Below are 9,503 nucleotides of genomic sequence, written 5' to 3' on the forward strand. Positions count from 1 at the left end.
AGATTGATCTGGAGGCTTCCAGGTGTTGTGGGTTTTGCCCATGATGTCCGAGCCCAGTTCCTGTGAAACCATGGATGGCCTAGCCGGCCGGATGTGGTGGAGGAATTGGAGGTAGGTAGGAAGCTTGTCGCTCTGGATCGTCAGCGTAAACCGCGTAGCGGTTTATCGCGTGTTGTTCGTTGCCTTTGGGCAGCGTCTGACGGACGATCGGATTACCGTTGCCTGACCGCGCGGTATCGGATCCAATCTCGAGAAGCTGGTCTTAAGACAGGCTGCAAGCGAGCTGCTCGGCGTAGCTCCAATAAAGCAGACCTGTCGAACACGTTAATGGCATTGTTAGAAAGCGTGATTGTAAAAGGTAATCACGCATGTTTGGCCCGACTGCACGGCAATCGCAAGGTTGTCCGGATGGTCGGATTTGGCACCCCGCGAGGCGAAAGCGAAGCGGACAAGGTCTGCCAAATCAAACAAAGACGATGAGCATTGGCAATGAGAACGATTAAGTGTCGTAAGGGCATTTGGTGGATGCCTTGGCATGCACAGGCGATGAAGGACGTGATACGCTGCGAAAAGCCGTGGGGAGCTGCGAATGAGCTTTGATCCATGGATCTCCGAATGGGGCAACCCACCTTAAATGCTTGGAAAATCATTCTGGTTGTCTGGCCTTTGGCCCGGCAACCCGAGTGGTTTCCAAGCATTGTGATAAGGTATCTACACCTGAATACATAGGGTGTAAGAAGCGAACGCAGGGAACTGAAACATCTAAGTACCTGCAGGAAAGGACATCAACCGAGACTCCGCAAGTAGTGGCGAGCGAACGCGGACCAGGCCAGTGGCAATTGTGATTAAAGTGGAACGCTCTGGAAAGTGCGGCCGTAGTGGGTGACAGCCCCGTACGCGTAGATATCATGATTGTCCTAGAGTAGGGCGGGACACGAGAAATCCTGTCTGAACATGGGGAGACCACTCTCCAAGCCTAAGTACTCGTGCATGACCGATAGCGAACAAGTACCGTGAGGGAAAGGTGAAAAGCACCCCGACAAGGGGAGTGAAATAGAACCTGAAACCGGATGCCTACAAACAGTCGGAGCCCGCAAGGGTGACGGCGTACCTTTTGTATAATGGGTCAACGACTTAGTGTAACAAGCAAGCTTAAGCCGGTAGGTGTAGGCGAAGCGAAAGCGAGTCTGAATAGGGCGATTTAGTTTGTTGCATTAGACCCGAAACCGAGTGATCTAGCCATGAGCAGGTTGAAGGTTGGGTAACACCAACTGGAGGACCGAACCCGCATCTGTTGCAATAGATTGGGATGACTTGTGGCTAGGGGTGAAAGGCCAATCAAACTCGGAAATAGCTGGTTCTCCGCGAAATCTATTTAGGTAGAGCGTCGAGCGAATACCCCCGGGGGTAGAGCACTGGATGGGCTATGGGGACTCACCGTCTTACTGATCCTAACCAAACTCCGAATACCGGGGAGTACTACTCGGCAGACACACGGCGGGTGCTAACGTCCGTCGTGAAAAGGGCAACAACCCTAACCTCCAGCTAAGGTCCCCAAGTCATGGCTAAGTGGGAAAGGATGTGAGGATCCCAAAACAACCAGGATGTTGGCTTAGAAGCAGCCATCATTTAAAGAAAGCGTAACAGCTCACTGGTCTAAATAAGGGTCTTTGCGCCGAAAATGTAACGGGGCTGAAGCCATGCACCGAAGCTGAGGATTTGCGAGCAATCGCAAGTGGTAGCGGAGCGTTCCGTAAGCTGATGAAGGGAGACCCGTGAGGGCTCCTGGAGGTATCGGAAGTGCGAATGTTGACATGAGTAACGATAAAGAGGGTGAGAGACCCTCTCGCCGAAAGACCAAGGGTTCCTGCTTAAAGTTAATCTGAGCAGGGTTAGCCGGCCCCTAAGGCGAGGCAGAAATGCGTAGTCGATGGGAACCACGTTAATATTCGTGGGCCTGGTGGTAGTGACGGATTGCACAAGTTGTTCATTCTAATTGGATTGGATGGGCAGCGGAGCGGTTCCAGGAAATAGCTCCACCGTATAGACCGTACCCGAAACCGACACAGGTGGTCAGGTAGAGTATACCAAGGCGCTTGAGAGAACTATGTTGAAGGAACTCGGCAAATTGCACGCGTAACTTCGGAAGAAGCGTGACCCCATGCTAGGCAACTATTATGGGGTGGCACAGACCAGGGGGTAGCGACTGTTTATCAAAAACACAGGGCTCTGCGAAGTCGCAAGACGACGTATAGGGTCTGACGCCTGCCCGGTGCTGGAAGGTTAAGAGGAGAGGTGCAAGCTTTGAATCGAAGCCCCAGTAAACGGCGGCCGTAACTATAACGGTCCTAAGGTAGCGAAATTCCTTGTCGGGTAAGTTCCGACCTGCACGAATGGCGTAACGACTTCCCCGCTGTCTCCAACATAGACTCAGTGAAATTGAATTCCCCGTGAAGATGCGGGGTTCCTGCGGTCAGACGGAAAGACCCCGTGCACCTTTACTATAGCTTTACACTGGCATTCGTGTCGGCATGTGTAGGATAGGTGGTAGGCTTTGAAGCGGGGACGCCAGTTTCCGTGGAGCCATCCTTGAAATACCACCCTTATCGTCATGGATGTCTAACCGCGGCCCGTTATCCGGGTCCGGGACAGTGTATGGTGGGTAGTTTGACTGGGGCGGTCGCCTCCGAAAGAGTAACGGAGGCGCGCGATGGTGGGCTCAGACCGGTCGGAAATCGGTCGTCGAGTGCAATGGCATAAGCCCGCCTGACTGCGAGACTGACAAGTCGAGCAGAGACGAAAGTCGGTCATAGTGATCCGGTGGTCCCGCGTGGAAGGGCCATCGCTCAACGGATAAAAGGTACGCCGGGGATAACAGGCTGATGACCCCCAAGAGTCCATATCGACGGGGTTGTTTGGCACCTCGATGTCGGCTCATCGCATCCTGGGGCTGGAGCAGGTCCCAAGGGTTTGGCTGTTCGCCAATTAAAGCGGTACGTGAGCTGGGTTCAGAACGTCGTGAGACAGTTCGGTCCCTATCTGCCGTGGGTGTAGGAATATTGACAGGATCTGTCCCTAGTACGAGAGGACCGGGATGGACATATCTCTGGTGGACCTGTTGTCCTGCCAAGGGCATAGCAGGGTAGCTATATATGGACGGGATAACCGCTGAAGGCATCTAAGCGGGAAACCCACCTGAAAACGAGTATTCCCTATCAGAGCCGTGGAAGACGACCACGTTGATAGGCCGGGTGTGGAAGTGCGGCAACGCATGAAGCTTACCGGTACTAATAGCTCGATCGGCTTGATCGTTCTCATTGACTATGCTCATCTCAAGGCGACCGCAAAGCGGTCGTCCGGATCGATGATGCAAGACCTTTGTCCTGACGCGCCAATGGCGCTGCGGACGGCCCGCGCTACCAAGCGCGACGGCCTCTGGCCTGTATGGGTGCCACAAGCATCCGCAGTCAGAAGAGGTTCCAAAGACGTGTTCAAAAAAAGAAAACAGGCTAATGCCTGCCAGCTTCTCAAAACATATAGTTGCGCTTTGCCGACCTGGTGGTTATGGCGGGGTGGCTGCACCCGTTCCCTTTCCGAACACGGCCGTGAAACGCCCCTGCGCCCATGGTACTTCGTCTTAAGACGCGGGAGAGTAGGTCGCTGCCAGGTCTGCAAAGCGCAACTAATCAATCTTCTCATCACTAAACAAACGGCCCAAAGCCGAAACAAAAGGGCCGCTCACAAAGCGGCCTTTCGTGTTATAATACACCAGCAAATCCCAGCGATTTGCGCATGGCGCGGGGTGGAGCAGCCCGTTCGGCCTGAAATCGATCCACYSGATCGATTCCTTCACGGCCTCACCTCGTCAGGCTACGCCTGACAGCGCTCCCGGGCTCAAACAGCTCGGAATACAWTAACGCGGGGTGGAGCAGCCCGGTAGCTCGTCAGGCTCATAACCTGAAGGCCGCAGGTTCAAATCCTGCCCCCGCAACCAGATACACAAAGGCCCGCCTCGTGCGGGCTTTTGTGTATCTSGTAACGGGTCGAGGATTTAACGCCTCCTCAGGGGCCCGCCAAGAAGGCGAAGCCGACGCAGCGGGACAGAAACTTCAAATCCTGCCCCCGCAACCAATCCTTTCCTTCCAAAAATCAAAACGCTCCTCGTGGAGCAGCCCGCTCGGCGGGCAATCGATTCACTGGATCGATTGCTTATCCGCCTCGCCTCGGCAGGCTCATAACCTGAAGGGTCCGAAGGACGGTTCAAATCCTGCCCCCGCAACCAAATCCCAAATATACGAACATTGACACACAAATGCCCGCCACTCCGGCGGGCTTTTTTGCGTCTAGTCTACGGTACATCTAGGACCCGCTTCGGGACAATCTAACAAATCCGGTCACTCACTCAAAACTCAAGACCAGCGTGCTCTCAAGGGCCTGCTTCTTCTACTCGCCCTGTCGCAAGTTGCGAAGTCTGTCGAAGAGGACGGCGAGCACGATTGCCCCACCGATAAAGCATCCTTGCCAGAATGCGTTGATGCCGAGCAGGCCAAGACTGTTGCGGATGACCTCGATAAGTGCGGCGCCGACCAGGGCTCCAAAGGCGGTGCCGACACCGCCAGCCAGATTGGCGCCGCCGATAACCGCGGCGGCAATGACCTGAAGTTCCATTCCGGCGCCGATGTTTGTGGTGACGGCGCCGAGCCAGCCGGTTTGAATGATGCCGGCAACCCCCGCGGACAGGGCAGAAATCATATAGACGATGACCTTGATCCTCGGCACGGGAACGCCCGTCAGTGTCGCGGCGTGCTCATTGCCGCCGATGGCAAAGACATAGCGGCCGAACTTGGTCCAGCGCAGCACGAAACCGGTGATGAGTGCCAGCACGACCATGTAAAGCACTGGATTGGCGATGCCGAAAACCCAGGCGCCGCCACCCAGCGCCAGTAGCTTGTCGTGATCAGGTCCGAACTGGAAAACGACAGTGTTGTTGGACGCAACCATCGCAAGGCTGCGCGCAATCGACAACATGCCGAGCGTGACCACGAAAGGTGGGAAGCCGAGATAGGCAATCAATGCACCGTTGAAAGCTCCGACCAAAAGAGCAGTACCGATTGAGGCGGCGATGCCGACTTCAATGCTGTATCCCGCATGCATGACGACCGCCAGCACCATGCTGCACAGGCAAAGCACGGAGCCAACGGACAAATCGATGCCGCCGGTGATGATGACCAGCGTCATGCCTAGCGCGATAATGGCGACGAAAGTGACGTTGCGGGTGATGTTGTAGATGTTCTTCGCCGTTGCAAAGGAGTCCGTCGCCATCGACAGAAAAATGCAGGCGAGAATGACGGCAATCAGCACCCAGAATGTCTGGCCGCCCATGATCGTCGCAAGCCAGCTCCGTTGCTTCTGTCCGATCGTCTGGTCAAGTGTAATCGCCATCGTCGACCTTCTTCCTTCCTGTTGCAACGGATAGCATCGATCACACCTGTTCGATGGCGCCGGTGATCAGTCCCGTCACTTCCTCCGGCGAACTTGCCGCAATCTGCTTGTCGGCTACTTTTCTGCCTCGCCGCATCACGATCACGCGGTCGGCGACCGAAAAGACGTCGGGCATGCGGTGGCTGATCAGGACAACTACAATACCCCGGTCCCGCAATTGGCGGATCAGATTCAGAACCTCAGCCACCTGGCGCACGGAAATGGCTGCTGTCGGCTCGTCCATCAATACGATTTTCGCTTCAGACAGCATCGTGCGGCCGATCGCTACCGCTTGCCGCTGGCCACCGGACATTTGCTTGACGAGATCGCGGGCCCGCGTCTCGGATTTGAGCTCGCGAAATATCTCGCTGGCGCGCTTGTACATGCTCTTGTGGTCGAGGATGCGAAGAGGCCATACCCCGCGGCGCAATTCTCGGCCAAGGAACACGTTGGCTGCCGCCRTCAGATTGTTGCAGAGCGCCAAGTCTTGATGAACGATCTCAATGCCATGCTGGCGCGCTTCCTTCGGCTGATGAAGCACGAGATCGGCGCCGTCGAGCCGCATGGTTCCATGGCTCGGTCGAAAGTTGCCGGCAATCATCTTCACCAGTGTGGACTTGCCAGCCCCGTTGTCGCCCATGAGGCCGACAACCTGCCCCGCTTCGAGCGAAAACGAAACATCGTTGACTGCCTGGATGGCACCGAAATGTTTGGAAATATTGCTGAGCTCAAGAACCGCCACTAGCCTCCGCGCCTCCCAAAACCTGCGGGCTATCCATCGCTCCCAACCCTGCTTCTCTTCGACGCAAGGCTCCGGCGCGTTCGCCTTTCCAATATCCTCCCAGGAAAAACGATTGGGAGCATTTACGCAAAACCCTGCGACAGCGTCAACTGATTGTCCGGGCCATTGACCTTATTGTCGCAAAAATCTGTTTTGTCAGACAAATATCATTTGACGAGAGTGGCGCCCGGATATTAGCTATCAATGGGGGAGAAAGAGCATGCTAATCCTTGTTACCGGTGCGACGGGCAAGGTCGGGCGGCGCTTCATTGCTGGGCTGCTTGACGATCCGAGATTTTCCAAAGCCCGTGTTCGTGCGCTTTGTCATAATCGTTTGTACGAGGCGACCGACCGTGTCGACGTCATCCAGGGCTCGATCGCCGATCGCGATGTCGTGGCAGCGGCGTTGGATGCGGTTACCCATGTCGTGCATCTCGCCACATGCAAGGAAACGCCTGAAGACATCATGGATGTCACGGTCAAAGGTCTCTTTTGGCTGCTCGAGGAGTTCCGTACGAGCGTCACGGCACGCCAGTTCATCCTGATCGGCGGTGATGCGGGGGTGGGACATTTCCACCATCGCCACGACGGCCCGATCACCGAGAACGCCCGCCATTGTGCCTATCCGGGAAGCTATGCGCTCTCCAAAGTCTTGGAAGAGGTCATGCTGGAGCAGTTTGGCATTCAGTACGGCCTCAATGGGTGTTGTCTGCGCGCGCCCTGGATCATGGAGAAGGACGATTTCAAGTATTCGCTTTCTTTTGGAGACGACGTCTTTGGCGGCCCAGACTGGAAGACGCTCGTTCCGGAGGACGCGGCGCGGCGTTATGCAGCGATGGGTACGGTGCCGCTGCTGCTCGATGCCGACGGGCGTCCGCTGAAACGCAATTTCGTGCATGTCGACGACCTCGTCTCGGCAATACTGGCAGCGATCGATAACCCCCGGGCAGAGCGGCAACTCTTCAATATCTGCATGGATCGACCAGTCGACTATGCTGAAGTCGCCGCCTATCTCCTGCGCACGCGCAATCTCGGCTCCATCGACATACCAAGCCGCTTCCATTCCAATTGGATGGACAACAGCAAAGCGAAATACCGGCTGGATTGGCGGCCAAACTACGATCTCGAAATGCTTATCGACTCAGCCTGGCAATACGAGCGTTCGAAGGAGGAGCCTCGCATCGTCTGGTATCCGGGTTGATTTCGTGTGGCGGGCACGCGGTGTCCGTCTGTTTCAAGGGAGGAAACTATGAGGAAGGCATTACTACTTACAGCCGCAGTCTTAGCACTCACCGCCGGGCAGGCCTTGGCCAAGAAGCAACTCGTCATCGTCGTCAAGGGCCTCGACAATCCGTTCTTCGAAGCAATCAATCAAGGTTGCCAGAAATGGAACAAAGAGAACCCCACGGCGGAATACGAGTGCTTCTACACCGGCCCGGCATCGACATCCGATGAAGCCGGCGAAGCGCAGATCGTTCAGGATATGTTGGGCAAGGCAGACACGGCTGCAATCGCAATATCGCCGTCAAATGCGAAGCTCATCGCCCAAACCCTCAAGACCGCCAATCCAACGGTTCCGGTGATGACGCTCGATGCCGATCTTGCCGCCGAGGATGCAGCCTTGCGCAAGACCTATCTTGGCACCGACAATTATCTGATGGGCGCCCGCATCGGGGAGTACATCAAGAAGGCCAAGCCGAAGGGCGGTAAGATCTGCACGATCGAAGGCAATCCGGGAGCAGACAATATTCTACGCCGCGCACAAGGGATGCGCGACACGCTCACTGGCCAGAAGGGCTTGACCGCGCTGAAAGGCGAGGGTGGTTGGACCGAGGTTGCCGGCTGCCCGGTGTTCACCAATGACAACGGTGCCGCGGGTGTTCAGGCAATGACCGATATTCTCGCGGCCAATCCCGACTTGGACGCATTCGGTATTATGGGTGGCTGGCCATTGTTCGGTGCGCCGCAACCATATCGCGACCTGTTCAAACCGATGGCCGAGAAGATCGCTAGCAATGATTTCGTCATTGGTGCGGCCGACACGATCGGCGACGAGGTTGCCATTGCGAAGGAAGGTCTGGTGACTGCGCTCGTCGGCCAGCGGCCATTCGAGATGGGCTACAAGGCACCTTCGGTGATGATGGATCTGATTGCCGGCAAGCCGGTCGAAGATCCAGTCTTCACCGGGCTCGATGAGTGCACGAAGGATACAGTCGATACCTGCATTCAAAAGTAGGTTCAAAATTTGGCGGCACTCGGTTCACGGGTGCCGCCGACTGTCCGCACGAGACGGATCGAAAGATCCGCAGGCTTGACGTGCCTTGGATTCCGCGCTTTTTGCGCAGGGTCAATCGCAGGCGACTTCCTCGTTATTACGATTGTTTTGATCATACGTGCAGACAGTCGAAAGAATGCTGAGGCAGTAGAAATAAATGCCTGACAAGAAATCGGGAAAGCCGACGGCTCCGGTCGAGGTGGCGGCGGTTGACCGCTCGGCCACCACAAGGCGCCCAAATGCTCCCCGCATGACTGGGGCGAGTGTGCATGTGTCCTTAGCGGGCGAGATCGGTCTGCGAATCGTGCGTGGCGATTATCCGCCGGGCACGATTCTGCCAAATGAAGCAAAATGGTCGGAAGTCTTTGACGTCAGCCGATCGGCGGTTCGCGAAGCTATCAAGATGTTGATGGCAAAGGGCCTGCTTTCCTCTCGTCCGAAAATCGGCAGCTGGGTGGAGCCCAAGGAACGTTGGAACCTGCTGGATAGAGATGTCTTGGGCTGGTATGCCGCATCTCCCGATCGGGAATCCTTTCTGAGGGCCGTGCAAGAACTCAGGCATATGATCGAACCGGAAGCGACTGCGCTTGCTGCGGAACGCCGAACCGAAGAGCAGATGAATGCGATCAGCCAGGCCCTGCATGACATGGATCGGGCGACATCGCTCCAGCAGCGAACGGAATCCGATGCGCGATTTCACATCGCGATCCTGCGCGCCTCCGGAAATGATCTGCTGGTGCCGCTCGGCGTATTGATCGAATCGGCGCTGAACCACCTCTTCGCCCATGTCACGCGGGAGGAAGACAACTTGCGATATGCGCTGAAGCTTCATGAAAATATTGAGAAAAGCATCCGATTGCAGCGGCCGAACATGGCGCGCAACGCAGTCCGCAAGGTGCTGGCAAATACCGATCAAATCATAGCACGGTGGTCGCGATAGAAGTCTGCATCCAGCCCGGCTCAGGC

5 protein-coding genes, 1 tRNA gene and 2 rRNA genes are annotated in these 9,503 nt (G+C 56.1%); 6 read left to right on the forward strand and 2 right to left on the reverse strand.

All coding sequences use genetic code 11. The annotated features are described in order from the left end of the window. Positions 1-497: 497 nt before the first annotated feature. The 3 genes from AC1D1Z_RS28425 (at position 498) to AC1D1Z_RS28435 (ending at position 3,994) form a co-directional block, all read left to right on the forward strand. Positions 498-3,312 (forward strand): 23S ribosomal RNA (locus AC1D1Z_RS28425). Between the two features lie 242 nt (positions 3,313-3,554). Then, a 5S ribosomal RNA gene (gene rrf / locus AC1D1Z_RS28430) occupies positions 3,555-3,669 on the forward strand. Positions 3,670-3,917: 248 nt separating this feature from the next. Then, positions 3,918-3,994: transfer RNA gene (locus AC1D1Z_RS28435), tRNA-Met, on the forward strand. Between the two features lie 449 nt (positions 3,995-4,443). Here AC1D1Z_RS28435 and AC1D1Z_RS28440 read toward each other — a convergent pair. Together AC1D1Z_RS28440 and AC1D1Z_RS28445 are read right to left on the reverse strand one after the other, a co-directional pair. Beyond that, a complete protein-coding gene (locus AC1D1Z_RS28440) occupies positions 4,444-5,442 on the reverse strand; it encodes an ABC transporter permease (protein WP_018446950.1) in 999 nt (332 codons plus the stop codon). A 40-nt stretch (positions 5,443-5,482) separates the two neighbouring features. Continuing rightward, positions 5,483-6,223 (reverse strand): ATP-binding cassette domain-containing protein, encoded by a 741-nt coding sequence (locus AC1D1Z_RS28445; protein WP_477852282.1) that lies wholly within the window; start codon positions 6,221-6,223, stop codon positions 5,483-5,485. Between the two features lie 259 nt (positions 6,224-6,482). Between AC1D1Z_RS28445 and AC1D1Z_RS28450 the strand changes: the two genes are divergently transcribed. From AC1D1Z_RS28450 to AC1D1Z_RS28460, 3 genes are all read left to right on the forward strand, one after another. Beyond that, positions 6,483-7,463, forward strand: coding sequence for an NAD-dependent epimerase/dehydratase family protein (locus AC1D1Z_RS28450; protein ID WP_130652974.1), 981 nt, complete (start codon positions 6,483-6,485; stop codon positions 7,461-7,463). Positions 7,464-7,511: 48 nt separating this feature from the next. Beyond that, the gene (locus tag AC1D1Z_RS28455; RefSeq protein WP_018243384.1) at positions 7,512-8,498 is read left to right on the forward strand and encodes a substrate-binding domain-containing protein; all 987 of its coding nucleotides are present in this window, start codon (positions 7,512-7,514) and stop codon (positions 8,496-8,498) included. A 196-nt stretch (positions 8,499-8,694) separates the two neighbouring features. Next, positions 8,695-9,477 carry a FadR/GntR family transcriptional regulator gene (locus AC1D1Z_RS28460; RefSeq protein ID WP_028733233.1) on the forward strand — a complete coding sequence of 261 codons (783 nt, stop codon included), beginning with the start codon at positions 8,695-8,697 and terminating at the stop codon, positions 9,475-9,477. The last annotated feature ends 26 nt before the right edge of the window (positions 9,478-9,503 follow it).

The sequence above is a fragment of the Rhizobium sp. P1_E1 genome (assembly GCF_056406015.1).

Bases quoted from the DNA above. Each gene is read 5' to 3' on its own strand.
- AC1D1Z_RS28460 (WP_028733233.1), top strand. From the start codon at position 8,695: ATGCCTGACAAGAAATCGGGAAAGCCGACGGCTCCGGTCGAGGTGGCG.
- AC1D1Z_RS28450 (WP_130652974.1), top strand. From the start codon at position 6,483: ATGCTAATCCTTGTTACCGGTGCGACGGGCAAGGTCGGGCGGCGCTTC.
- AC1D1Z_RS28455 (WP_018243384.1), top strand. From the start codon at position 7,512: ATGAGGAAGGCATTACTACTTACAGCCGCAGTCTTAGCACTCACCGCC.
- AC1D1Z_RS28440 (WP_018446950.1), bottom strand. From the start codon at position 5,442: ATGGCGATTACACTTGACCAGACGATCGGACAGAAGCAACGGAGCTGG.